This window comes from Plantibacter sp. H53, from assembly GCF_001650455.1.
Lineage (GTDB): Bacteria > Actinomycetota > Actinomycetes > Actinomycetales > Microbacteriaceae > Plantibacter > Plantibacter flavus_A.
Window position 1 is genome coordinate 23,568 of record NZ_LWCT01000050.1, and the last position, 24,058, is coordinate 47,625.

Below are 24,058 nucleotides of genomic sequence, written 5' to 3' on the forward strand. Positions count from 1 at the left end.
GTGTCGATGACCCCGGGCCAGCCGCAGCACCAGCAGGAAGTCCTCATCGTCACGGGGATGTCCGGCGCCGGACGCTCCACCGTCGCGAACGCGCTCGAGGATCTCGGCTGGTACGTCGTCGACAACCTGCCCCCGCAGATGCTCCGTCCCCTCGTCGACCTCGCCGAGCGCGCCGGATCACGTCTGCCGCGGATCGCCGCGGTGGTCGACGTCCGGGGCCGCGACTTCTTCAGCGAGCTGCAGGAGATCGTGCCGGCGCTCCGGGGCGGGACGCACCTCCGCATGATCTTCCTGGAGGCGACCGACGCGGCGCTCGTCCGCCGGTTCGAAGCCGTCCGCAGGCCGCACCCGCTGCAGGGCGAGGGGACGATCCTCGACGGCATCGTGGCCGAGCGTCACCGACTGAGCGAGATCCGTGAGTCGAGTGACGTCATCATCGACACGAGCGACCTCAACATCCACCAGCTCGCCACGACCACGCGTGAGCTCTTCGCCGGCGCGGAGACACCGGGTGTCCAGGTCACCGTGCTGAGCTTCGGGTTCAAGTACGGCCTGCCGCCTGATGCGGACCTCGTCGCCGACATGCGGTTCCTCCCGAACCCGTTCTGGGTTCCGGAGCTGCGTGCGTTGAGCGGTCAGGACCCCGAGGTCAGTGAGTACGTGCTCTCGCAGACCGGAGCCGCCGAGTTCCTCGAGAGCTATGCCCACGCCCTCGAGCCCGTCCTCGCGGGGTACCAGCGTGAGAACAAGCGTCACGTCACCATCGCCGTCGGCTGCACGGGGGGCAAGCACCGCTCGGTCGCGGTCGCCCTCGAGCTCGCCGACCGACTGCGGAACCAGTCCGGCGTCGCCGTGCACGTCCGGCACCGAGACCTCGGGCGCGAATGACGCCCACGGGCCCGACGCAGCCGCGGCGGAGCCCGAACGGTCCGAGGCACCACGCCTCCGGATCGCGAACATGCAGGATCGACGCCGCACTCCGACGGCGCGATCACGACAGATAGGAACCACCGTGGCCCTCACCGCCGACGTCAAGAACGAACTGGCGCTCGTCCGCGAGACCCGCAACTCGGTCCGAGCGGCCGAGCTCGCGTCCCTGCTCCGCTTCTCCGGCGGACTCCACACGATCTCCGGACGCGTGGCGATCGAAGCCGAACTCGACAGTCCGACCCTCGCCCAGCGGGTGCGTCGCGACATCGGCGAGCTCTACGGGATCCGCAGCGAGATCCTGGTGCAGAACCCCGGCAGCTCGGGCAAACCGAGCCTGTTCGTGGTGCGCGTCATCGAGGGAGGCGAGACCCTCGCCCGACAGACCGGACTCCTCGACGCACGACGGCGTGCGGTCCGCGGGCTGCCGAACCGGCTGACCACCGGGTCGCGCGACGAACTCGCCGCCGTCTGGCGGGGAGCGTTCCTCGCCACCGGGTCCCTCACCGACCCCGGCCGATCTGCGTCGCTCGACGTCGTGTGCCCCGGTAACGAGTCCGCGATGGCGCTCGTCGGTGCCGCCGGCCGCATCGGTGTCTCCGCGAAGGCGCGGGAGGTCCGCGGCATCCACCGGGTCGTCATCCGCGAGGGCGACGCGATCAGCGGCATGCTGTCGCTCATGGGTGCCACCGGCACCGTCACCTCCTGGGAGGAGATGCGGCAGCGCAAGGAGGTCCGGGCGACCGCGAACCGCCTCGTCAACTTCGACGACGCCAACCTTCGCCGCTCCGCCCAGGCGGCCGTGGCGGCCTGCGCGCGCGTCGAGCGCGCCCTCGAGATCCTGGGCGACGAGGTCCCCGACCACCTGCAGTACGCCGGTGCCCTGCGCCTCGACCACCGTGAGGCCAGCCTCGACGAACTGGGCCACTTCGCCGACCCTCCGATGACGAAGGACGCCATCGCCGGCCGCATCCGGCGCCTGCTCGCCATGGCGGACAAGCACGCGAGCGATCTCGGCATCCCGGGCACGGACGCCAACCTCCCGGCGGATTACGAGGACTGAACCAGCTCGTGAATCCTCGCCGACCCGCCATCGTCGCGGTTCGTCATGCTGGGAACAAGCCCCGACCCCCGACGGTTGCCGCTCACTAGACTGGGTGATGACGCTCAGAGCCGTGTGCAGACAGCGCACGGGACAACACGAGGAGATCACGAAGAATGGCTGTTTACTCACTGCCCGAATTGCCGTACGACTACAGTGCGCTCGAGCCGCACATCAGTGCGACCATCACCGAGCTCCACCACGACAAGCACCACGCCACCTACGTGGCCGGTGCGAACACGGCCCTCGAGAAGCTCGCTGAGGCCCGTGACGCCAACGACTTCACGAACGTCAACAAGCTCGAGAAGGACCTCGCGTTCAACCTCGGCGGTCACGTCAACCACACCATCTGGTGGAACAACCTCTCCCCGGACGGCGGCGACAAGCCGACCGGCGAGCTCGAGTCGGCCGTCGACGAGTACTTCGGCAGCTTCGACAAGTTCCAGGCGCACTTCACCGCCGCGGCGCTCGGCGTGCAGGGATCCGGATGGGCCGCGCTCACCTGGGACACCCTCGGTCAGCGCATCAACATCCAGCAGTTCTTCGACCAGCAGGGCAACTTCCCGGCCGGTACCGTCCCGCTGCTGCTGCTCGACGTCTGGGAGCACGCCTACTACCTCGACTACAAGAACGTCCGCGCCGACTACGTCAAGGCGTTCTGGAACATCGTCAACTGGGCCGACGTCCAGGCACGCTTCGAGGTCGCGCGCAAGCAGACCAACGGCCTGCTGGTACTGTCGTAGTTGACCGGTCCGTCCCGGTCCCACGGGCCGGGACGGACCACCTTCCTCCTCACTCGGGGAGGGCGCTCACTCCGAGCAGACCGTACAATCGCGCCGTCTGGCGCCTCAGTATCAGGAGTCATCTGTGTCCGTCAAGATCGGCATCAACGGCTTCGGCCGCATCGGCCGCAACTTCTTCCGCGCCGCCCTCGCCAAGGGCAGCGACCTCGAGATCGTCGCTGTCAACGACCTCACCGACAACAAGGCGCTCGCCCACCTCCTGAAGTACGACTCCATCACGGGTCGTCTGGACGCCACGGTCGAGCTCGACGGCGACAAGATCATCGTCAACGGCAAGCCCATCATCGTGCTCGCGGAGCGCGACCCCGCCGACCTCCCCTGGGGCGAGCTCGGCGTCGACATCGTCATCGAGTCGACCGGTCGCTTCACGAAGTCCGACGACGCCCGCAAGCACATCACCGCCGGCGCCAAGAAGGTCCTCGTGTCGGCTCCCGCCACGGGCAGCGACGTCGCCACGATCGTCCTCGGCGTCAACGAGGGCACCTACGACGCCGCGACGCACGACATCATCTCGAACGCGTCCTGCACGACGAACTGCCTCGCGCCGCTCGCCAAGGTCCTGCTCGACAACTTCGGCATCGAGCGTGGCCTCATGACCACGGTCCACGCCTACACCGCCGACCAGAACCTGCAGGACGGCCCGCACAGCGACCTCCGTCGTGCACGCGCCGCCGCCGTCAACATCATCCCGACCTCCACCGGTGCAGCCAAGGCTCTCGGCCTGGTCATCCCGGAGCTCGTCGGCAAGCTCGACGGCTACGCCCTGCGCGTCCCGGTCCCGACCGGTTCGATCACCGACCTCACGGTCGAGCTGACCAACCCGGCCACGGTCGAGGAGATCAACGCCGCGTACAAGGCCGCCGCCGAGGGCCCCCTCAAGGGCATCCTGAAGTACACCGAGGACCCGATCGTCTCGAGCGACATCGTGACCGACCCGCACTCCTCGATCTTCGACGCCGGCCTCACCAAGGTCATCGGCTCGCAGGTCAAGGTCGCCTCGTGGTACGACAACGAGTGGGGCTACTCGAACCGCCTCGTCGACCTCACCGAGTACGTCGCGGACCGCCTCTAACCAACCGGCTGTCTGCCGCACTCCTCACCCGAGCAGCCAGACACCGTGTGGTCCGAACGGGCGTCCTGAATCATCTTCAGGGCGCCCGTTCGGCTTCGTCGGTGGTCGTGGCTCAGCGCAGAGAAAGACCCTCCTCATGACCCTTCGCACCCTCGACTCGCTGGGCGACCTCAGCGGTCGCCGAGCCGTCGTCCGCCTCGACCTCAACGTCCCGCTGAAGGACGGCGTCATCACCGACGACGGCCGCATCCGCGCGGCACTCCCCACCCTCAACGCGCTCATCAACCAGGGTGCGCGTGTCGTCATCGTCTCGCACCTCGGCCGGCCCGACGGTACACCCGACGCGAAGTACAGCCTTGCGCCCGTCGCGCAGCGGTTGTCCGAACTCCTCGGCAAGCCCGTGACCTTCGCCGCCGACACCGTCGGCAGTGCCGCGACCGACGCCGTCGCCGCACAGACCGACGGCGACGTCGTGCTGCTCGAGAACCTGCGCTTCAACTCCGCCGAGACCAGCAAGGACGCCGGCGAACGCGAGGCGTTCGCCGCCAAGCTCGCCGCGTTCGGCGACGTCGTCGTCTCCGACGGCTTCGGTGTCGTCCACCGGAAGCAGGCGAGCGTGTACGAGCTCGCCAAGCTGCTCCCGAGCGCTGCCGGACTGCTCATCGCCGCTGAGCTCGAGGTCCTCGACCGTCTCACCGAGACCCCGGAGCGCCCCTACACGGTCGTCCTCGGCGGCTCGAAGGTGTCCGACAAACTGGGCGTCATCGGCCATCTGCTGCCGCGCGTCGACTCGCTGCTCATCGGCGGTGGCATGCTGTTCACCTTCCTCGCCGCCCAGGGGCACGCCGTCGGTTCGAGCCTGCTCGAAGCGGACCAGATCGAGACCGTCCGCGGGTACCTCGCGAAGGCCGACGAGCTCGGCGTGACGATCGTCCTGCCGACCGACGTCGTCGTCGCCTCGGCGTTCGGCGCCGACGCCGAGCACGTCGTGCGCCCGGCCGACGCAATCGAGGACACCCCGTTCGGTGCCGCAGGGCTCGGACTCGACATCGGACCGGACACGGCTGCAGCGTTCGCCGAGATCGTCGCCGCGTCCAAGACGGTGTTCTGGAACGGCCCGATGGGCGTGTTCGAACTCGCGCCCTTCGCCGCCGGTACGCGCGCGGTCGCTGAAGCACTCACCCGCACGGACGGCCTGAGCGTCGTCGGTGGCGGTGACTCGGCCGCAGCGGTTCGTGCGCTCGGCTTCGATGATGACCAGTTCGGTCACATCTCAACTGGTGGCGGCGCCAGCCTCGAGTTCCTCGAGGGCAAGCGTCTGCCTGGACTGGAGGTCCTCGGATGGCAGCAGTAACCCCCGGGCGCACGCGTGTGCCCCTGATCGCCGGCAACTGGAAGCTCAACCTGGACCACCTCCAGGCGATCGCGCTCGTCCAGAAGCTTGATTGGACGCTCAAGGACGGCAAGCACGACTACGCCGACGCCGAGGTGGCCATCTTCCCGCCGTTCACGGACCTCCGCTCGGTCCAGACGATCGTCGCCGCCGACAAGCTCAAGCTGGCCTACGGCGCGCAGGACCTGTCGCAGCACGACGCTGGCGCCTACACCGGTGAGATCTCCGGAGCGTTCCTCGCGAAGCTCGACTGCCGCTACGTGCTCGTCGGACACTCCGAGCGCCGCACCCTGCACAACGAGACCGACGAGGTCGTCCAGGCGAAGACGGCCGCAGCCGTGCGACACGGCCTCGTCCCCGTCATCTGCATCGGTGAGACCGCCGAAGACCTCGAGGAACACGGCCCGTCGGCCGTCCCCGTGGCGCAGCTCAAGGCTGCCATCGACGGACTCGCACCGGACGCGGACATCGTCGTCGCCTACGAGCCGGTGTGGGCCATCGGTTCCGGTCAGGCGGCGACGCCCGACCAGGCGCAGCAGGTCGCAGCCGCTCTCCGCAGCACGCTCGCCGAGGTCCTCGGCGATGAGGCGGCGCAGCGCACGCGGATCCTCTACGGCGGTTCGGTGAAGGCCTCGAACATCGCCGGCTTCATGCGCGAACCCGACGTCGACGGTGCCCTCGTCGGCGGTGCGAGCCTGCTCGCCGACGAGTTCGCCGGGATCGCCCGCTTCTCGCAGCACGTCGGACTCTGACCGACCTGCTGCACCAGCAGTACCGACACGGCTCGGCCCGCGGCACCAGCCGCGGGCCGAGCCGTGTCCGCTGAACCGTCGAGGTATACTGGACGGCGGTTCAGCCCCTCTGAACGCGAATGCGAAAGGTCTCACGTGGAGATTCTCCAGGTCATCCTGCAGGTGCTGCTCGGCATCACCAGCCTCCTGCTCACTTTCCTGATCCTGCTGCACAAGGGCCGCGGCGGCGGTCTGTCCGACATGTTCGGCGGCGGCTCCTCCAGCAACCTCGGTTCGTCAGGGGTCGCCGAGCGCAACCTCAACCGCTTCACCGTCATCCTCGGCCTGACCTGGGGCGCCTGCATCGTCGTGATCGGGCTCCTGACGAAGTTCGCCGCCGCCTAGACCGGCCGCGAAGCCCCGATCCCGGGGACGCAACTCGACGCACCACACCCGAACCACTCTCGACAGTACGAGAAAGAGGAAACACCATGGCATCAGGCGGAAGCGCTATCAGGGGATCACGCGTCGGCGCCGGTCCCATGGGCGAGCAGGACCACGGCTACCACGCGGACCGCATCGCCATCTCCTACTGGGACGCCCTCGGCAACGAGACGGTCCGCCACTTCGCGGCGAACGTCCCCGACGAGGAGATCCCCGAGACGATCGACTGCCCGACGTCCGGTCTGCCGGCCGGTCGCGACAAGGCGAACCCGCCGGAGGTCGCGAAGCTCGAGCCGTACAAGACCCACCTCGCCTACGTGAAGGAACGGCGCACGGAGGAAGAAGCCGAGCAGCTGCTCGAAGAAGCACTCCAGCAGCTCCGTGCACGCCGCGGTACGGCAGCGAAGTAACCAGGACCACATATGTGGAAAGGCCGTTCCCCTCGGGGAACGGCCTTTCTGCATGCTGGCACCGGCTCGGCGGCCGGCCTCTGCTAGTACTCCGGCAGGATCAACGAATCCGGGACCTCGGCGGCAGCATCCTGGTCGACGAAGAACACCGTCCGTTTGCGTCCCTTGGCCCCGGCGGCGGGGACCTCGTTGTAGCTGGCACCCGCGAGGGCGAGGCCGAGTGCCGACGCCTTGTCGGTGCCGGCGAGGACGAGCCAGACCCGCACGGAGGAGTTGATGGCCGGCCGCGTCAGGCTGAGTCGTTCCGATGGCGGCTTGGGGGAGTTCCGCACCGGGACCACCGAGGTGTCGGTGACCGAGACCTCGGCCCGCTCCGGGAAGAGCGACGCGACGTGACCGTCGGGACCGACACCCAGGAACGTGATGTCGAACCGGGGGTGGTCCTCGCCGGGTCGCGCGAACCGACGGAGCTCGTCCGCGTACCGCACCGCAGCGGCGTCGAGGTCGATGCCGTCCTCCGGCGCCGGGTATCCGTGCACGTGTTCGGCGACGAGGCCACGCTCCGGAAGCGCCAGCAGAGCTTCCAGCAAGGCCTCCCGTGCCTGCAACTCGTTCCGATCGGCGTCGTCCCGAGCGACCCAGCGCTCGTCTCCCCACCAGAGGTGCACCCGGGACCAGTCCACCCGGTCGCGGTCCTTCGACGCCGCCACGGCGGCGAGCGTCCCCGTGCCGACCGTCCCGCCGGTCAGGACGACGTGGACCGTCTCCTGCGACTCGAGCAGTTCACGGGTTCGGGACAGGAACCGCTTGGCGACCGAGGTCGTCAGCTGGTCGCGGTCCTGATAGACGAGGACGCGTCGCTCGGTCGGCATCAGCTGGTCCGAGCGCGGAGCGTGACCGGCTCGCCGAGGCCGGGGAGGCCCACGGTGATGACCTGTCCGTACAAGACGTCCGGGTCGAGCGTGCGGAGTTCCTCGGCGAGGCAGTCGCGCAGACTGCGACGGGGGAGCGAGAGGTCGTGCGTCGGCTGTCCGGGCTGGATCAGCGTCGCGATGTCGGGAACGGGTCGCTCGAGGACGACGTTGCCGGACGCCCGCGTGAGGCGGACACCGTGGATGCCGCTCGACCCGTGGGCCATGCTGAGCTCGTGGGTCACGTCGACCTGCAACTGCAACTGGAGCCAGGCGGCGAGCAGCTCGGTCGACGGGGAGTCCGATGCTCCGGACACCTCGATCGCCGTGACGGGCTCGTACGGCGGCTGGTCGAGCACCGCCGCGAGCTGGGCACGCCAGAGCGTGAGCCTGGTCCATGCGAAGTCCGTGTCTCCGGGGGCGTAGTTCGCCGCGCGACCGCGAAGCGCGGCGTGGGTGTCCGCCGCCGCGGACGCGTCGGTGATACGACGCTGGGCGATGCGGCCGATCGGTGACGTCGAGACGCGTTCGGGTGCCTCACCGGGCCACCAGGCGACGACGGGTGCGTCGGGCAGGAGCAGACCGGTCACGAGGCTCTCCTCGTTCTCGGCCACCGCACCGTAGGCGCGGAGGATGACCACCTCGCTCGCTCCGGCGTCGCCGCCGACGCGGATCTGGGCATCGAGCCGGTCGCCGATGGAGGACTGCTGGTCGTCGTGCTCCGTGGAGAGGACGATGACCCGCATGGGGTGCTCGCGGGAGGCCTCGTTGGCGGCCTCGATGGCTTCCTCCTCGGCTCCGAGCCGCGTCGAGATCACCAGGGTGAGCACGCGACCCAGGGCGACGGCGCCGCCGTCCTCGCGGATGGTCACGAGCGCCTTCGAGAGCTTGCTCGTGGTCGTGTCTGGCAGGTCTACGATCATGGTCGTCTCCAGGTGCGTCCGTCGCGGTTCATGAGGTCGTCGGCCGAGGAGGGGCCCCAGGTGCCGGGAGCGTACTGCTCGAGCGGCGTGTCCTGAGCGGCCCAGTACTCCTCGATCGGGTCGAGGATCTTCCAGGAGAGCTCGACCTCCTCGTGACGGGGGAAGAGGGGCGGGTCGCCCAGCAGGACGTCGAGGATGAGACGTTCGTACGCCTCGGGACTCGCCTCGGTGAAGGCGTGGCCGTAGCCGAAGTCCATGGTGACGTCGCGGACCTGGGTGCCGGCACCCGGGACCTTCGAACCGAAGCGGATGGTGACACCCTCGTCGGGCTGGACGCGGATGACCAAGGCGTTCTGGCCGAGCGCCGAGGTCTGGCTCTCCGCGAACAGGTACTGCGGAGCACGCTTGAAGACGACCGCGATCTCGGTGACGCGGCGTCCGAGGCGCTTCCCGGCACGCAGGTAGAACGGCACGCCGGCCCACCGACGCGTGTTGATGTCGAGCCGCATGGCCGCGTAGGTCTCGGTCGTCGACTCCGGGTTCATCCCGTCCTCGTCGAGGAAGCCCAGCACGTGCTCGCCACCCTGCCAACCACCGGCGTACTGCCCACGGGCCGTCGCGGCCCCGAGGTCGTCGGGGAGGCGGACGGCAGCGAGGACCTTCTCCTTCTCCGCGCGCAGGTCTGCCGCGTTGAAGGAGATCGGCTCCTCCATCGCCGTGAGGGCGAGGAGCTGCAGCAGGTGGTTCTGGATGACGTCGCGCGCCGCTCCGATGCCGTCGTAGTACCCGGCACGACCCCCGACGCCGATGTCCTCGGCCATGGTGATCTGCACGTGGTCGACGTAATTGGCGTTCCAGATGGGCTCGTACAGCTGGTTCGCGAACCGGAGCGCCAGGATGTTCTGGACGGTCTCCTTGCCGAGGTAGTGGTCGATCCGGAAGATCGAGTCCGACGGGAAGACCGACTGCACGATGTCGTTCAGCTCGCGAGCCGTCTTGAGGTCGCTGCCGAACGGCTTCTCGATGACCACCCGGCGCCACTGACCGTCAGCGGGTTCCGCGAGTCCCGAGCGACGGAGCTGCTCGGTGACCTGCGGGAAGGCCTTCGGCGGGATCGAGAGGTAGAACGCGTGGTTGCCCATCGTCCCGCGATCCGCATCGAGCTCCTCGATGGTCTCCTTCAGCTTCTCGAACGCCGCGTCGTCACCGAATTCACCGGGGACGAACCGGATGCCCTGGGCGAGCTGGTTCCAGACGTCCTCTCGGAACTCGGTCCGGGCGTACTGCTTGACGGATTCGTGGACGACCTCCATGAAGTCCTGGTCCTCCCAGTCCCGTCGGGCGAACCCGACGAGTGAGAAGCCAGGGGGCAGGAGGCCCCGGTTCGCCAGGTCGTACACGGCCGGCATCAGCTTCTTGCGGGACAGGTCGCCTGTCACGCCGAAGATGATGAGGCCGCTCGGACCGGCGATCCGATTGAGGCGTCGGTCGGTGTCCACCCGCAGCGGGTTGGACTCCGGGGTGATTTCCACCGGGGACATGAAGCTCCTTGTGCAGTGACGCGCTAGTCGTTGACGGCGTCGAAGAGGGTGACGATGTTCTGGTCCGGCGACGTGAGGGTCAGCGTGAGGACCGGACGACCGTGCTCGGCGAGGACGCGGGCGTCGCCGCCCGCCTGGGCCTCGATGAGCTGGCCGAAGGTGAACGGGCGCTCGGGGATCTCCAGGTCGACGGGGGCCGTCTCGGTGATCTGCAGGAATACGCCGTTCGCGGGGCCGCCCTTGTGGTACTGACCCGTCGAGTGCAGGAAGCGGGGACCCCACCCGAAGGTCGTGGGTCGTGCCGCCTTCGCCGCGACGAGGTCGCGGATGCTCTCGAGCTGCGGGGAGGCGAGACGGTCGACGTAGCCCTGGATCGCGACGTAGCCGTCGGAGGGCAGCTGCGCGAGCAGTGCCTCGACGGCGCCGGACAGGGTGGTCACGCCGTCGAGCAGACCGGCCGAGCCTCGGACCTCGACACCGTCGGCGACGAAGGCGGGTGCCTCGGGCTCCGGACGGTTGTCGAGCAGACCACGGGTGGCGACCTTCGCAGACTCGACGTCCGGCTGGTCGAACGGGTCGATGCCGATGAGGCGCCCGGCGACGACGGTCGCGTACTCCCACACCAGCATCATCGCGCCGAGGCTGCCGCTGACGAGGATCTCGCCCTCGTGGCGGTCGTGGCGCAGCAGGTGGAACTCGTGGGCATCGTCGACGATGCGGACGATCTGGAGGTCGGCCGGCTTCGACTCGAGCTCGGGAGCGAGCGGGTTGAGCACGACAGGCAGCAGACCGCGACCGGACTTGCCGGTCGATTCGGCGATGAGCTGTTCGGCCCAGTCCGGGAATCCGACGATGTGCGTCCCGTCGGTGATGAGACCGACCTTGTCGCGCAGCGGAACGGTGCCGCCGATCGCCGCGCCCAGGATGAGTCCCGGGTTCGAAGCGTCGTCGATCGCGAGTTCACCGAGTACCGCGTCGGCCTCGTCGAGCAGCGCGCCGATGTCGACACCGGCCAGACCGGACGGCACGAGTCCGAAGGCGGTGAGCGCACTGTAGCGACCGCCGACGTTGGGGTCGGCGTTGAAGACCCGGTAGCCGGCCTCGTTCGCCGCCGCCTCGAGCGGGGAGCCCGGGTCGGTGACGATGACGATGCGGCCGGCGGGGTCGATCCCCGCAGCCGTGAACGCGGCCTCGTAGGCACGGCGCTGGCTGTCGGTCTCGACCGTGGAGCCGGACTTCGAGGAGACGACGAGCACCGAGGTCTCGAGGCGGTCCGCCAGGGCCGCGAGGACCTGACCGGGAGCGGTCGAGTCGAGGACGGTGAGGTTGCCGCCCAGCGTGTTCGTGATGACCTCGGGTGCGAGCGAGGAACCGCCCATGCCCGCGAGCACGATGTGGTCGATGCCCTCGTCGTTGAACTGCTCACGGAGCGCGAGGATCGGCTCGACCAGCGGGCGGGAGATGGAGACCGCCTGGACCCAGCCGAGGCGCTTGGACGCCTCGGCCTCGGCCGCAGGACCCCACAGCGTGGGGTCCTGGTCCGTGATGCGCGACGCGACGAGGTCGCTGACGAGCGTGGGGACCACCGATGCGACAGCGGCTTCCGCCGCGCCGCTCACGCGGATCTTGAAGCTCACTTGGAGGCCTCCAGAGCCGTCTTCACGGTCTCGAGCAGCTCGTCCCAGGACACGATGAACTTCTCGACGCCCTCACGCTCGAGCAGCGCCGTCACCTCGTCGTAGGACACGCCGAGTGCGGCGATGGCGTCGAGGACCTCGTTCGCAGCCGTGTAGGAGCCGGTGACGGTGTCGCCGGTGATGACGCCGTGGTCGAAGGTCGCCTCGAGGGTCTTCTCCGGCATGGTGTTGACCACGCCGTCGGCGACGAGCTCGGTCACGTAGAGCGTGTCGGGGAGGTCGGCGGACTTGACACCCGTCGACGCCCAGAGCGGACGCTGCTTGTTGGCGCCGGCCTCGAGGAGCGCGGTGGCACGCTCGCTCGCGAACTCCTGCTCGAAGACCTGGTAGGCGAGCTGGGCGTTCGCGACGCCGGCCTTGCTCTTCAGTGCGGTCGCCTCGGGGCTGCCGATCGCGTCGAGACGCTTGTCGATCTCGGTGTCGACCCGCGACACGAAGAACGAGGCGACCGAGTGGATCGTCGAGAGGTCGTGGCCCGCGGCCTTCGCCTGCTCGAGACCGGTGAGGAACGCGTTGATGACCTCGCGGTAGCGGGTGAGGCTGAAGATCAACGTGACGTTGACGCTGATGCCGGCGCCGATGACGGCGGTGATGGCCTCGAGGCCCTCGACCGTCGCGGGGATCTTGATCATCGCGTTGGGCTGGTTGACCTTGGCCCAGAGCTGCTTGGCCTGCTCGATCGTCGCGGCGGCGTCGTGCGCGAAGCCCGGCTCGACCTCGATCGACACGCGGCCGTCGTACCCGTTCGAGGCGTCGTAGACCCCACGGAAGATCTTCGATGCCGCGGCCACGTCGTCGGTGGTGATCTCGAAGACTGCCTCGGTGACGTCCTTGCCGTCGGCGGCGAGCTGGGCGACCTGCTCGGCGTAGACGTCGCCGTTGCTGAGCGCGGACGCGAAGATCGTCGGGTTCGTCGTGACACCGACGACGTTGCGGTCGGCGATGAGCTGCTCCAGCCCACCGGACTGGATGCGTCCGCGGGAGAGGTCGTCGAGCCAGATGCTGACGCCGGCGGCGGACAGCTGGGCGGTTGGGGTTTCAGTCATGTTCTTCTGTCTCCTTCGCCCGGGCTACTTGCCGAGCGTCTCGTGTGCTGCGGAGACGACTGCCTCCGTGGTGATGCCGAACTCACGGAACAGCGTCTTGTAGTCGGCGGACGCACCGAAGTGCTCGATCGACACGGTCCGGCCTGCGTCGCCGACGATGCTCTTCCAGGTCAGGCCGAGACCCGCCTCGACGGAGACGCGTGCGGTGACGGCCTTCGGGAGGACGGACTCGCGGTACTCGGCGGACTGCTCCTCGAACCACTCCAATGCGGGCACCGAGACGACGCGGGCGTTGACGCCCTCGCCGCGCAGGACCTCGCGGGCCTCGACGGCGAGCTGGAGCTCGGAGCCCGTCGCGATGAGGATGACGTCCGGCGTTCCACCCGGCGCCTCGGCGAGGATGTACGCACCCTTGGCGACGTTCGACGCTGCAGCGAAGGTCTCGCCGGTGGCGTCGCCCGTGCCGCGCTCGAACACCGGGATGTTCTGACGGGTCAGCGCGATGCCGGTCGGGCCGCCGCGACGCTTGAGGATCTCGAGCCAGGCATAGGCCACCTCGTTCGCGTCACCCGGTCGCACGACGGCGAGGTTCGGGATGGCACGGAGCGAGGCGAGCTGCTCGATCGGCTGGTGGGTGGGGCCGTCCTCACCGAGGGCGACGGAGTCGTGGGTCCATACGAAGATGGACGGCACGTTCATGAGCGCGGCGAGACGGACGGCCGGACGCATGTAGTCGCTGAAGATGAGGAAGGTGCCACCGAACGCGCGGGTCGGGCCGTGCAGGACGATGCCGTTGAGGATCGCGGCCATGGCGTGCTCGCGGATGCCGAAGTGCAGGACGCGACCGTAAGGGTTCCCGGTCCACTCGTGGGTGGAGTGCTCGCTCGGGATGAACGACGCACCGCCCTCGATCGTCGTATTGTTCGACTCGGCGAGGTCGGCCGAACCGCCCCACAGCTCGGGGATGACCGGGCCGAGGGCGTTGAGCACCTTGCCGGATGCGGCGCGGGTCGAGACGTCCTTGCCGGCCTCGAACACGGGCAGCGCCGACTCGACACCCTCGGGGAGTTCGCCGGCCTCGAGACGCTCGAGCAGCGCAGCGCGCTCCGGGTTGGCCGCGGCCCAGGCGTCAAACGTCTGCTGCCACTCGGCACGTGCCTCGGCACCGCGGTCGATCGCCTTGCGGGTGTGCTCGATGACCTCGTCGGCGACGAAGAAGTTCTGCTCGGGGTCGAAGCCGAGCACCTCCTTGACGGCCGCGAGCTCCTCGGCGCCCAGCGCCGAACCGTGGATCTTGCCGGAGTTCTGCTTCTTGGGAGCCGGCCATCCGATGATGGTCTTCAGGATGATGAGCGACGGCTTGTCGGTCTCGGCCTTCGCCGCCTCGATCGCGTCGTTGAGCGCGTGGACGTCCTCGACGTACTCGCCGGTCTTCTTCCAGTCGACGACCTGGACGTGCCAGTGGTAGGCCTCGTAGCGGGCCTTGACGTCCTCGGTGAAGGCGATGTTGGTGTCGTCCTCGATCGAGATCTGGTTGGAGTCGTAGATCGCGATGAGGTTGCCGAGCTGCTGGTGACCGGCGAGCGAGGAGGCCTCGCTCGTGACGCCTTCCTGCAGGTCGCCGTCGCCGGCGATGACGTAGACGAAGTGGTCGAACGGGCTCGTGCCGGCCTCGGCCTCGGGGTCGAACAGGCCACGCTCGAAGCGGGACGCGTACGCGAAGCCCACGGCGGAGGCGAGCCCCTGGCCGAGCGGACCGGTGGTGATCTCGACGCCGTCGGTGTGGCCGTACTCCGGGTGACCAGGCGTGAGCGAGCCCCAGGTGCGGAGCGCCTCGAGGTCGGAGAGTTCCAGACCGTAGCCGCCCAGGTAGAGCTGGACGTACTGGGTCAGCGAGCTGTGCCCGACCGACAGGACGAAGCGGTCGCGTCCGAGCCAGTCCTGGTCCTTCGGATCGCGTCGCATGACCTTCTGGAACAGCAGGTAGGCGGCGGGGGCGAGACTCATCGCCGTTCCCGGGTGGCCGTTGCCGACCTTCTCCACCGCGTCGGCGGCGAGGATGCGCGCCGTGTCGACTGCTTTGCTGTCAATGCTTTCCCACTGCAGATCTGCCACTGAATACTGACCCTTCTCATCGGAACAGGAGGCCGACGAGCGGTCGAGCCTTCTTCTGTGCGTTCGCGGCCCACGTCGTCTTCGGCGTCCGAGCACACGACACCGCTCTTCGAACTGGGTGAAGGGGGGCGCACGCGTGCACAGTGGCTGGCGAGCACTTCCCAGCATAGCGAACCCCTGCAGCGGAGGGTCGATGTTCGACGAGCGCGAACACGCGACGTCACGGATCGTTGCAGCGCTTGCACGTCGGGCGTCACCTGGTGAGGGACCGTGCGCCTGCGCACCGTGAGTAGGGAGCCGCCTGCGCGTGTCGTAGAATCGTCTGCGGACCGCGCACCGGGCGAGCAGTGCGTGGTGAACCGAACGTTAGAGGAGCAATGGACGTCGCTGTAGCAGAACGTGTGTCGAGCCCCAAGCTCGGTTTCCGACGCAAGGCGAAGGCGTACATCGCCCTGACCAAGCCGCGGGTCATGGAGCTGCTCCTCGTGACGACGATCCCCGTCATGATCCTCGCGAAGGGCGGTCTGCCCGACTGGTGGCTCGTCATCGCGACCGTCATCGGCGGGTCCTTGAGCGCCGGCTCCGCAGCGGCGTTCAACTGCTACATCGACCGCGACATCGACGCGGTCATGGACCGCACGAAGAAGCGCCCCCTGGTGACCGGCGAGCTCACGCCGCGCGAGGCGCTCGTGTTCGCATGGACACTCGGCGTCGTCTCGACGGTCTGGCTCCTCGCCACCACCAACTGGCTCGCGGCCGCGCTGTCCGTCGGCGCGATCCTCTTCTACGTCTTCGTGTACACGCTGTGGCTGAAGCGACGCACCCAGCAGAACATCATCTGGGGTGGGATCGCGGGCTGCTTCCCCGTCGTCATCGGCTGGGCCGCCGTCACCGGTTCGCTCTCGTGGGCACCGATCATCCTCTTCGCGGTCGTGTTCCTCTGGACGCCGCCGCACTACTGGCCGCTGTCCATGAAGTACCGCAGCGACTACCAGGCCGTCGGCGTGCCGATGCTCGCCGTCGTCCGCGGTCGCGCGCAGGTCGGCCTCCAGGTCATCCTGTACGCATGGGCGACGGTCGTCTGCTCGCTCCTGCTCATCCCTGTGGCCGACATGGGGCTGCTGTACAGCGCCGTCGCCCTCCTGTCCGGCGGCTGGTTCGTCTACGAGACCCACCGTCTCTACAACCTCGCGATCCGTCACGAGCACGTCTCGCCGATGCGCGTCTTCCACGGGTCGATCACCTACCTGACCCTCCTGTTCCTCGCCGTCGGCATCGACCCGCTGCTCCCGTTCTGACCCGGTGGCTGACGCAGCGAAACGCGGCCGGCTGATCGCTGCGACGGGGGAGAGCCCCGACATCGTCTTCGACCGGTTCGTCTCCTGGGCCGAGGCCGGCGGACTCAGCCTGTACCCGGCGCAGGAGGAGGCGCTCATCGGCATCGTCGACGGCGCCAACGTCATCCTCTCCACCCCGACGGGCACCGGCAAGAGCCTCGTCGCCGCCGGCGCACACTTCGCGGCCCTGAGCTCCGGTCGCCGCAGCTACTACACGGCCCCGATCAAGGCGCTCGTCAGCGAGAAGTTCTTCGCACTCGTCGAGATGTTCGGCGCTGAGAACGTCGGGATGGTCACCGGAGACTCCTCGGTGAACGCCGACGCGCCGATCGTCTGCTGCACCGCGGAGATCGTCGCCAACCTGGCGCTCCGGCACGGCGAGGACGCCGGCATCGACCAGGTCGTGATGGACGAGTTCCACTTCTACGCCGACCCCGACCGCGGGTGGGCGTGGCAGGTGCCCCTCCTCACCCTCCCGGACACGCAGTTCGTCCTCATGTCCGCGACCCTCGGCGACGTCGGCGATCTCGCGCGCGACCTCGAGCGCCGAACCGGCCGTGAGACCGCCATCGTGACCGGCGTCGAACGACCGGTGCCGCTCCATTTCTCCTACGCGACCACGCCGATCCACGAGACCGTGGAGGACCTCCTCCACACGGGACAGGCTCCGATCTACATCGTCCACTTCGCGCAGGCGGCGGCGCTCGAGCGGGCACAGGCCTTGACCAGCCTCAAGGTCGTCACCCGCGAGCAACGCGACGAGATCGCCGACGCCATCGGCGACTTCCGGTTCAGCACCGCGTTCGGCACGACGCTGTCCCGGCTCGTCCGCAGCGGGATCGGCGTGCACCACGCCGGCATGCTGCCGAAGTACCGACGCCTCGTGGAGCAGCTGGCCCAACGTGGTCTCCTCCGCGTCATCTGCGGGACGGACACCCTCGGCGTCGGGATCAACGTCCCGATCCGCACGGTCCTGTTCACGGCGCTCACGAAGTACGACGGCACGAAGATGCGCCAGGTGAACGCCCGGGAGTTCCACCAGATCGCCGGTCGTGCGGGTCGGGCCGGCTACGACACCGCGGGCACCGTCGTCGTCCAGGCTCCCGAGCACGAGACCGAGAACCTCAAGCTCATCGAGAAGGCCGGCGACGACCCGAAGAAGCGCCGCAAGATCATCCGGAAGAAGGCGCCGGAGGGGTTCGTGTCCTGGGGGGAGCCGAGCTTCCAGCGCCTCGTCGCGGCCGAGCCTGAAACGCTGACCAGCCACATGCAGCTCACCCACGCGATGATGCTCAGCGTCATCGCGCGCGGCGGCGACAGCTTCGGCACCATCCGCTCCCTCGTCTTCGACAACCACGAGCCTCGGGCGAGACGCTTCGCCCTGGCCAGGCGGGCGCTCGAGATCTACCGCACCCTCCGCACGGCAGGGGTGATCACCCAGACGATCGACCCCGAGACGGGTGAGGTCGTCATCGGCCTGACGGTCGAACTGCAGCCGAACTTCGCGCTCAACGCTCCGCTGTCACCGTTCGCCCTCGCCGCGTTCGAGCTGTTGGACCCCGCGGAGCCCGGCTTCGCCCTCGACGTCATCTCGGTGGTCGAATCGACGCTCGACGATCCGCGCCAGATCGTCATGGCCCAGCAGCACCTCGCCAGAGGCGAGGCCGTGCAGGCGATGAAGGCCGAGGGGATCGAGTACGACCAGCGCATGGAGCTCCTCGAGGCGGTCACCCATCCGAGACCGCTGGCCGAACTCCTCGAGGCGGCGTTCACGAGCTACACCGCCGCGCAGCCGTGGGCACTCGACCTCGAGCTCCGCCCGAAGGCGGTCGTGCGCGACTTCATCGAGCGTGCACTGAACTTCAGCGAGTTCGTCTCGTTCTACAGTCTCTCGAGGTCCGAGGGACTCGTTCTGCGGTACCTCTCCGACGCCTTCCGGGCGATCCGGCAGAGCGTGCCGGACGAGTTCAAGGACGAGGAGCTCCAGGACCTCATCGAGTGGCTCGGCGAACTCGTCCGACAGGTCGACTCGAGTCTGCTCGACGAGTGGGAGGAACTGTCCCACCCGGACCCCGAACGCCATGCGGAGGCGAGTCGGTCACTCCCGCCCACGCCACGGAGCGTCCTCGCCAACCGCCGGGCGTTCACCGTCCTCGTCCGGAACGAACTCTTCCGCCGGGTCCAGCTCGCGTCGCTGGAGCACTACGACGCGCTCGGCGAGCTCGACGCGACGGCCGGATTCGACGCCGACGCCTGGGCCGACGCCATGGATCCGTACTTCGAGGAGCACGGTGAACTCCCGACCGGTGCTGCAGCACGGAGCCCGGCGCTGCTGGTCGTCGACGACGAGGACGAGCGCCCCGTGGGCGACACGGGCGGTGTCTGGCGGGTGCGTCAGGTGTTCGCCGATCCGGCCGGCGACCACGACTGGGGGATCAGCGCCGTCATCGACCTCGACGCCTCCGACGAGTCCGGGACCGCGGTCGTCCGCGTGACCGCGGTCGGGATGCTCTGAGTCGTCAGCAGGTGCAGTGAGCCGTCAGCAGGCCCGCTGACCCGTCAGCAGGAGCGAAGCTGAGCCATCAGCGGGAGACGCTGAGGGATGCCGACTCCTCGACGCGTGACGCGGTCCGGACCGGGATCCGCTGCTGCAGCACGACCCAGGTCATCGCGGCGACGAGCAACCCGGCGAGCACCATGTGCAGCCCCACGAGCACCTCGGGGAGTCCGAGGCGGGCCTGGGTGAGCCCCACGATGATCTGCACCACTTCGACCGCCAGCAGGGTCGAGACCGCGGTGCGCACCCCGCGCGACCCGCGGCGGGCGCCGAGCGCGATCACGCCGACGAGCAGCACGATGGTGCCGGCGAGCGTCGCGTAGGCGGGCCAGCTGTGGAGGTGCTGGAGGAACTCGGGGTCGAACCCGTTGCGCGGCGCCGGCACTTCCTTTGAGTTGTCGCCGGCGTGCGGGCCCGAGCCCGTCGTCAGGATGCCGAACACGACGGTGACGGCGACGAAGAGGCTCGTCAGGTGGACGACGCCGAGGTACCAGCCGGGCATGACCATCACCGCGCCACGGGGACCGCGGTGGACCCGATGGACGAGCATCGTCGCGAGGGCGACCAGGACGATGGAGATGACGAAGTGCAGCCCGACCACGTACGGGTTCAGCCCGGTGAGGACCGTGATGCCGCCGAGGACCGCCTGCGCGGGGATCGACAATCCCTGGAGCAGGGTCAGCCGGAAGAGGTCGGGGCGCTGCCGACGCATACGGATCACCGCGAGGAACGCGGCGATCACGATGGCCGCGAGGACGAAGGTGAGGAGGCGGTTGCCGAACTCGATGAACCCGTGGATGCCCATCTCCGGCGTGTTGACGAAGGAGTCGTCCGTGCAGCGCGGCCACGTCGGGCATCCGAGCCCGGAGGCCGTCAGGCGGACGGCGCCCCCGGTCCCGATGAGGACGAGCTGGAAGGCGAAGGAGAGCCAGGCGACGACACGCACGCGCTTGTCGATCGTCGTCGGCAACCACTGCCAGAACCGGGTGGCACGCACCCGGTCGGGAAGGGACGGTTCCGGCGTCGGTCGACCGGTGGTCTTGGAGTGGTGTGACACGGGTCGATCCTTCGGTTCGCGGTGGCCACGGCTGCGGTATCCACCGTCCTCACCCACAACCCACAGGAAGCTGTAGGATTATGAGGTTCACGGTGCGCGCGAGAAGCGCCATGGTTCATGAACATTGTAGGTTCGCGAAGAAGCCGCCCGCACATCCCCTCCCCAATCCGCTCCGATCAGGCGCGTGCCATGGGAGGGAATGACGACCTCCAGCCGGTGGTTGTCTCCAGGGAGGAAAGAGGGACACATGTCAGACATCCTGATCGATCGCCCGGAGCTCGCCGGACTCGGCCAATACGAGTTCGGATGGCACGACGGCGACGTCGCCGGCGCTTCAGCGCGCCGCGGCATCTCCACCGAGGTCGTGGCCGACATCTCCGCGCTGAAGAGCGAACCGGAGTGGATGCTGCAGCGCCGCCTCAAGGCCCTGCAGCTGTTCGAGCGCAAGCCCATGCCGACGTGGGGCGCCGACCTCTCCGAGATCGACTTCGAGAACATCAAGTACTTCGTCCGGTCCACCGAGAAGCAGGCTCAGACCTGGGAGGACCTGCCGGACGACATCAAGAACACCTACGAGAAGCTCGGCATCCCCGAGGCGGAGCGCCAGCGCCTCGTCTCCGGCGTCGCCGCGCAGTACGAGTCCGAGGTGGTCTACCACCAGATCAACGAGGAACTCGAGGCGCAGGGTGTCATCTTCATGGACACCGACACCGCGTTGCGCGAGCACCCCGAGTTCTTCGAGGAGTACTTCGGCACGGTCATCCCGTCCGGCGACAACAAGTTCGCCGCGCTGAACACCGCCGTATGGTCGGGTGGCTCCTTCGTCTACGTGCCGCCCGGCGTGCACGTCGAGATCCCGCTGCAGGCCTACTTCCGGATCAACACCGAGAACATGGGTCAGTTCGAGCGCACGCTGATCATCGCCGACGAGGGCAGCTACGTGCACTACATCGAGGGCTGCACCGCGCCGATCTACAAGTCGGACTCGCTGCACTCCGCGGTCGTCGAGATCATCGTCAAGAAGAACGCCCGCGTCCGCTACACGACGATCCAGAACTGGTCGAACAACGTCTACAACCTGGTCACGAAGCGCGCCACGGCCGCCGAGGGAGCGACCATGGAGTGGATCGACGGCAACATCGGATCCAAGGTCACGATGAAGTACCCGTCCATCTACCTCATGGGCGAGCACGCCAAGGGCGAGACCCTATCCGTCGCCTTCGCCGGTCCCGGTCAGCATCAGGACGCCGGCGCGAAGATGATCCACATGGCTCCGTACACGCAGTCGTCCATCGTCTCCAAGTCGATCGCCCGAGGGGGCGGACGCGCGGGCTACCGCGGCGAGGTCCGGGTGGACGCCAACGCCCATCACTCGGCCAACACCGTGCGCTGCGACGCGCTCCTGGTCGACACCATCTCCCGCAGTGACACGTACCCGGCGATCGACATCCGCGTGGACGACGTCCAGCTCGGACACGAGGCGACGGTGTCCAAGGTCAGCGAGGAGCAGCTCTTCTACCTCATGAGCCGCGGCATGCCGGAGGACGAGGCCATGGCGATGATCGTCCGCGGCTTCATCGAGCCGATCGCCCGCGAACTGCCCATGGAGTACGCACTCGAACTCAACAAGCTCATCGAGATGGGCATGGAAGGATCCGTCGGTTAATGACGACTGCAGCACCGACTCAGACCGAAGGACAGCACGGCATCACGGCACACAGCGACGGCGCAGGACGCGTCATCCCGGTGCAGACCCGATCGGAGCGCTTCAGCTCCTATGATGTCGCCGACTTCCCAGCGGTGACGGGACGCGAGGCGGTCTGGAAGCTCAGCCCGGTCGCGCAGTTCACCGACCTCACCGCGGGGGAGCTCGACGGCTCGCCCACCCCGATCACGCACGACGACGTCGACGGATTCAGCGTCGAGTGGATCAGTCGCGACGACGCCCGCGTCGGCTCCGCCGGCGTGCCGGAGGAGCGCGCCTCCGCGAACGCCTGGTCGAGCTTCGACCAGGCACTGGCGATCTCGGTCACGGGCGAGGAGTCCAAGACCCTGCGCCTCGAGCGGAGCGGGCTCGGCGACGGCGCCCGCGCTGCGCACACCGTCATCACCGCCGCGCCGTTCAGCCGCGGCCTCATCATCATCGAGAACGCGGGCGACGCCCGCCTCACCGAGAACGTCGAGATCGTCGTCGGCGAGCAGGCCGACGTGACCGTCGTGACCGTGCAGTGGTGGGACGACGACGCCGTGCACCTCGCCAGCCACTTCGCGTCCATCGGTCGCGACGCCCACCTCAAGCACGTCGTGGTGTCGCTCGGCGGCAAGGTCGTCCGGGTGAACCCGACCCTGCACCTCGCCGGTCAGGGCTCGGACCTCGACTCGCTCGGCGTGTACTTCTCCGACGCGGGTCAGCACCTCGAGCAGCAGGTCTACATGCACCACGACGCACCGAACACCCGCGGTCGCGTGACCTACAAGGGCGCACTGCAGGGCGAGGGTGCGCGGTCCGTGTGGATCGGCGACGTCCTCATCAGCAACCGTGCCGTCGGCACCGACAGCTACGAGCAGAACCGCAACCTGGTCCTCTCCGACGGCACCCGTGCCGACTCCGTGCCGAACCTCGAGATCGAGACCGGCGACATCGCCGGTGCCGGTCACGCGAGCGCGACCGGACGCTTCGACGACGAGCAGCTCTTCTACCTGCAGGCTCGAGGCATCCCTGAGGACGAGGCACGACGACTCGTCGTCCGCGGCTTCCTCGTGGAGATCATCCAGCAGATCGGTGACACCGAGCTGCAGGAGCGCCTCTCGGCGGCCATCGAGGCCGAACTGCTCGGCGCCGACGGACAGGGCACCGGCGGAGCGCAGCACTGATGGCGACCAAGGTGTGCTCGTTCGATGAGCTCGCCGTCAACCAGGCCAAGCGGGTCGTGGTGGACGGCGTGCCGATCGCCCTCGTGCGCGACGCGTCGGACGAACTGTTCGCGATCGGCGACGTCTGCACCCACGGCGACATCTCGCTGTCCGAAGGCTTCGTCGAGGACGGCAACCTCGAATGCTGGGCACACGGCTCACAGTTCTCGCTCACGACGGGCAAGCCGCTCACCCTTCCGGCCTACGAGCCGGTCCCCGTCTACACCGTCGAGCTCATCGACGGCGACATCTACATCGACCCGACCGCAACGAAAGAGATCTAGCACCATGTCAGTCCTCGAAATCCGCGACCTGCACGTCAGCGTCGAAACCGAGCAGGGCACCAAGCCGATCCTGCGTGGCGTCGACCTCACCATCCGGACGGGCGAAACGCACGCGATCATGGGTCCGAACGGTTCGGGCAAGTCCACGCTCGCGTACACGATCGCCGGCCACCCGAAGTACACCGTCGACAGCGGATCCATCACGCTGGACGGCGAGGACGTCCTCGCGATGAGCGTCGACGAGCGCGCCCGTGCCGGACTCTTCCTCGCGATGCAGTACCCCGTCGAGATCCCCGGAGTCACGGTCACGAACTTCCTCCGCACGGCGAAGACCGCCGTCGACGGCGAGGCGCCCGCGATCCGCGGCTGGATCAAGGACGTCCGCGAGTCGATGAAGAACCTGCGCATGGAGCCTGCCTTCGCGGAACGCAACGTCAACGAGGGCTTCTCCGGTGGCGAGAAGAAGCGTCACGAGATCCTCCAGCTCGAGCTGCTGAAGCCGCAGTTCGCAGTCCTCGACGAGACCGACTCAGGCCTCGACGTCGACGCCCTCAAGATCGTGTCCGAGGGCGTCAACCGCGCGAAGGAGAACACGGGTCTCGGCGTCCTGCTCATCACGCACTACACGCGTATCCTCCGCTACATCAAGCCGGACTTCGTGCACGTCTTCGTCGCCGGCAAGATCGCTGAGCAGGGCGGTCCCGAGCTCGCCGACCGCCTCGAGAACGAAGGCTACGACCGTTTCCTCGTGGACGCCGTCGTCGCCCCGGAAGGTGCCTGAAGCCGCGCCAGCGG

The 24,058-nt window shown here is 68.3% G+C and carries 21 protein-coding genes; 14 read left to right on the forward strand and 7 right to left on the reverse strand.

Annotated elements, in window-relative coordinates:
* Positions 1–6: 6 nt before the first annotated feature.
* The 8 genes from rapZ to A4X17_RS17440 all read left to right on the forward strand — a co-directional run bounded on the left by rapZ (position 7) and on the right by A4X17_RS17440 (position 6,882).
* Positions 7–888: an RNase adapter RapZ gene (rapZ, locus tag A4X17_RS17405; protein ID WP_064296920.1), complete on the forward strand. Its 882-nt coding sequence runs from the start codon at positions 7–9 to the stop codon at positions 886–888.
* A gap of 124 nt (positions 889–1,012) precedes the next feature.
* Positions 1,013–1,990 (forward strand): DNA-binding protein WhiA, encoded by a 978-nt coding sequence (gene whiA, locus A4X17_RS17410; protein ID WP_064296921.1) that lies wholly within the window; start codon positions 1,013–1,015, stop codon positions 1,988–1,990.
* A 155-nt stretch (positions 1,991–2,145) separates the two neighbouring features.
* A complete protein-coding gene (locus A4X17_RS17415) occupies positions 2,146–2,772 on the forward strand; it encodes a superoxide dismutase (RefSeq protein ID WP_064296922.1) in 627 nt (208 codons plus the stop codon).
* 124 nt (positions 2,773–2,896) lie between these two features.
* Complete coding sequence (gene gap, locus A4X17_RS17420; RefSeq protein WP_064296923.1) at positions 2,897–3,904, forward strand: type I glyceraldehyde-3-phosphate dehydrogenase; 1,008 nt, start codon at positions 2,897–2,899, stop codon at positions 3,902–3,904.
* 136 nt (positions 3,905–4,040) lie between these two features.
* Positions 4,041–5,258 (forward strand): phosphoglycerate kinase, encoded by a 1,218-nt coding sequence (gene pgk, locus A4X17_RS17425; RefSeq protein WP_064296924.1) that lies wholly within the window; start codon positions 4,041–4,043, stop codon positions 5,256–5,258.
* Positions 5,246–6,049 carry a triose-phosphate isomerase gene (gene tpiA / locus A4X17_RS17430; protein WP_064296925.1) on the forward strand — a complete coding sequence of 268 codons (804 nt, stop codon included), beginning with the start codon at positions 5,246–5,248 and terminating at the stop codon, positions 6,047–6,049. The genes pgk and tpiA overlap by 13 nt, the downstream gene beginning before the upstream one ends.
* Positions 6,050–6,184: 135 nt before the next feature.
* On the forward strand, positions 6,185–6,433 hold the full coding sequence (secG, locus tag A4X17_RS17435) for a preprotein translocase subunit SecG (protein ID WP_056005661.1): 249 nt from the start codon (positions 6,185–6,187) through the stop codon (positions 6,431–6,433).
* 86 nt (positions 6,434–6,519) lie between these two features.
* Entirely contained in the window at positions 6,520–6,882 is a 363-nt protein-coding gene (locus A4X17_RS17440; protein ID WP_064296926.1) for an RNA polymerase-binding protein RbpA, read from the forward strand.
* Between the two features lie 83 nt (positions 6,883–6,965).
* Here A4X17_RS17440 and pgl read toward each other — a convergent pair whose 3' ends face one another.
* Genes pgl through tkt form a run of 6 tightly spaced genes read right to left on the reverse strand, consistent with a single transcriptional unit; the run spans position 6,966 to position 15,115 of the window.
* Positions 6,966–7,754, reverse strand: coding sequence for a 6-phosphogluconolactonase (gene pgl / locus A4X17_RS17445; RefSeq protein ID WP_064296927.1), 789 nt, complete (start codon positions 7,752–7,754; stop codon positions 6,966–6,968).
* The gene (locus tag A4X17_RS17450) at positions 7,754–8,716 is read right to left on the reverse strand and encodes a glucose-6-phosphate dehydrogenase assembly protein OpcA (protein WP_064296928.1); all 963 of its coding nucleotides are present in this window, start codon (positions 8,714–8,716) and stop codon (positions 7,754–7,756) included. The genes pgl and A4X17_RS17450 overlap by 1 nt, the downstream gene beginning before the upstream one ends.
* A complete protein-coding gene (gene zwf, locus A4X17_RS17455) occupies positions 8,713–10,257 on the reverse strand; it encodes a glucose-6-phosphate dehydrogenase (protein WP_064296929.1) in 1,545 nt (514 codons plus the stop codon). Before zwf ends, A4X17_RS17450 begins: the two co-directional genes overlap by 4 nt.
* Positions 10,258–10,280: 23 nt before the next feature.
* The gene (locus tag A4X17_RS17460) at positions 10,281–11,894 is read right to left on the reverse strand and encodes a glucose-6-phosphate isomerase (RefSeq protein WP_064296930.1); all 1,614 of its coding nucleotides are present in this window, start codon (positions 11,892–11,894) and stop codon (positions 10,281–10,283) included.
* Complete coding sequence (tal, locus tag A4X17_RS17465; protein WP_064296931.1) at positions 11,891–13,000, reverse strand: transaldolase; 1,110 nt, start codon at positions 12,998–13,000, stop codon at positions 11,891–11,893. Before tal ends, A4X17_RS17460 begins: the two co-directional genes overlap by 4 nt.
* Before the next feature lie 24 nt (positions 13,001–13,024).
* Positions 13,025–15,115, reverse strand: a complete 2,091-nt coding sequence (gene tkt / locus A4X17_RS17470) for a transketolase (protein WP_064296932.1) — start codon at positions 15,113–15,115, stop codon at positions 13,025–13,027.
* 377 nt (positions 15,116–15,492) lie between these two features.
* On the opposite strand from tkt, the gene A4X17_RS17475 reads away from it, so the two are divergent.
* Positions 15,493–16,413, forward strand: coding sequence for a heme o synthase (locus tag A4X17_RS17475; RefSeq protein ID WP_064296933.1), 921 nt, complete (start codon positions 15,493–15,495; stop codon positions 16,411–16,413).
* Between the two features lie 4 nt (positions 16,414–16,417).
* Complete coding sequence (locus A4X17_RS17480; RefSeq protein ID WP_064296934.1) at positions 16,418–18,967, forward strand: RNA helicase; 2,550 nt, start codon at positions 16,418–16,420, stop codon at positions 18,965–18,967.
* Between the two features lie 67 nt (positions 18,968–19,034).
* On the opposite strand, the gene A4X17_RS17485 is transcribed toward A4X17_RS17480, so the two are convergent.
* Positions 19,035–20,006 carry a heme A synthase gene (locus tag A4X17_RS17485; RefSeq protein WP_064297028.1) on the reverse strand — a complete coding sequence of 324 codons (972 nt, stop codon included), beginning with the start codon at positions 20,004–20,006 and terminating at the stop codon, positions 19,035–19,037.
* A 307-nt stretch (positions 20,007–20,313) separates the two neighbouring features.
* On the opposite strand from A4X17_RS17485, the gene sufB reads away from it, so the two are divergent.
* Genes sufB through sufC form a run of 4 tightly spaced genes read left to right on the forward strand, consistent with a single transcriptional unit; the run spans position 20,314 to position 24,044 of the window.
* Complete coding sequence (sufB, locus tag A4X17_RS17490) at positions 20,314–21,732, forward strand: Fe-S cluster assembly protein SufB (protein ID WP_064296935.1); 1,419 nt, start codon at positions 20,314–20,316, stop codon at positions 21,730–21,732.
* Positions 21,732–22,940, forward strand: a complete 1,209-nt coding sequence (gene sufD / locus A4X17_RS17495; protein WP_064296936.1) for a Fe-S cluster assembly protein SufD — start codon at positions 21,732–21,734, stop codon at positions 22,938–22,940. The genes sufB and sufD overlap by 1 nt, the downstream gene beginning before the upstream one ends.
* The gene (locus A4X17_RS17500; RefSeq protein WP_064296937.1) at positions 22,940–23,263 is read left to right on the forward strand and encodes a non-heme iron oxygenase ferredoxin subunit; all 324 of its coding nucleotides are present in this window, start codon (positions 22,940–22,942) and stop codon (positions 23,261–23,263) included. Before sufD ends, A4X17_RS17500 begins: the two co-directional genes overlap by 1 nt.
* A 4-nt stretch (positions 23,264–23,267) precedes the next feature.
* Positions 23,268–24,044: a Fe-S cluster assembly ATPase SufC gene (gene sufC / locus A4X17_RS17505; RefSeq protein WP_064296938.1), complete on the forward strand. Its 777-nt coding sequence runs from the start codon at positions 23,268–23,270 to the stop codon at positions 24,042–24,044.
* The last annotated feature ends 14 nt before the right edge of the window (positions 24,045–24,058 follow it).

What these genes read in the sequence shown, in the direction of transcription:
- tal (WP_064296931.1), bottom strand. Translation starts at nt 13,000, where the DNA reads ATGACTGAAACCCCAACCGCCCAGCTGTCCGCCGCCGGCGTCAGCATC.
- sufB (WP_064296935.1), top strand. Translation starts at nt 20,314, where the DNA reads ATGTCAGACATCCTGATCGATCGCCCGGAGCTCGCCGGACTCGGCCAA.
- sufC (WP_064296938.1), top strand. Translation starts at nt 23,268, where the DNA reads ATGTCAGTCCTCGAAATCCGCGACCTGCACGTCAGCGTCGAAACCGAG.
- rapZ (WP_064296920.1), top strand. Translation starts at nt 7, where the DNA reads ATGACCCCGGGCCAGCCGCAGCACCAGCAGGAAGTCCTCATCGTCACG.
- pgk (WP_064296924.1), top strand. Translation starts at nt 4,041, where the DNA reads ATGACCCTTCGCACCCTCGACTCGCTGGGCGACCTCAGCGGTCGCCGA.
- A4X17_RS17500 (WP_064296937.1), top strand. Translation starts at nt 22,940, where the DNA reads ATGGCGACCAAGGTGTGCTCGTTCGATGAGCTCGCCGTCAACCAGGCC.
- A4X17_RS17475 (WP_064296933.1), top strand. Translation starts at nt 15,493, where the DNA reads ATGGACGTCGCTGTAGCAGAACGTGTGTCGAGCCCCAAGCTCGGTTTC.
- A4X17_RS17440 (WP_064296926.1), top strand. Translation starts at nt 6,520, where the DNA reads ATGGCATCAGGCGGAAGCGCTATCAGGGGATCACGCGTCGGCGCCGGT.
- pgl (WP_064296927.1), bottom strand. Translation starts at nt 7,754, where the DNA reads ATGCCGACCGAGCGACGCGTCCTCGTCTATCAGGACCGCGACCAGCTG.
- sufD (WP_064296936.1), top strand. Translation starts at nt 21,732, where the DNA reads ATGACGACTGCAGCACCGACTCAGACCGAAGGACAGCACGGCATCACG.
- A4X17_RS17415 (WP_064296922.1), top strand. Translation starts at nt 2,146, where the DNA reads ATGGCTGTTTACTCACTGCCCGAATTGCCGTACGACTACAGTGCGCTC.
- zwf (WP_064296929.1), bottom strand. Translation starts at nt 10,257, where the DNA reads ATGTCCCCGGTGGAAATCACCCCGGAGTCCAACCCGCTGCGGGTGGAC.
- A4X17_RS17450 (WP_064296928.1), bottom strand. Translation starts at nt 8,716, where the DNA reads ATGATCGTAGACCTGCCAGACACGACCACGAGCAAGCTCTCGAAGGCG.
- tpiA (WP_064296925.1), top strand. Translation starts at nt 5,246, where the DNA reads ATGGCAGCAGTAACCCCCGGGCGCACGCGTGTGCCCCTGATCGCCGGC.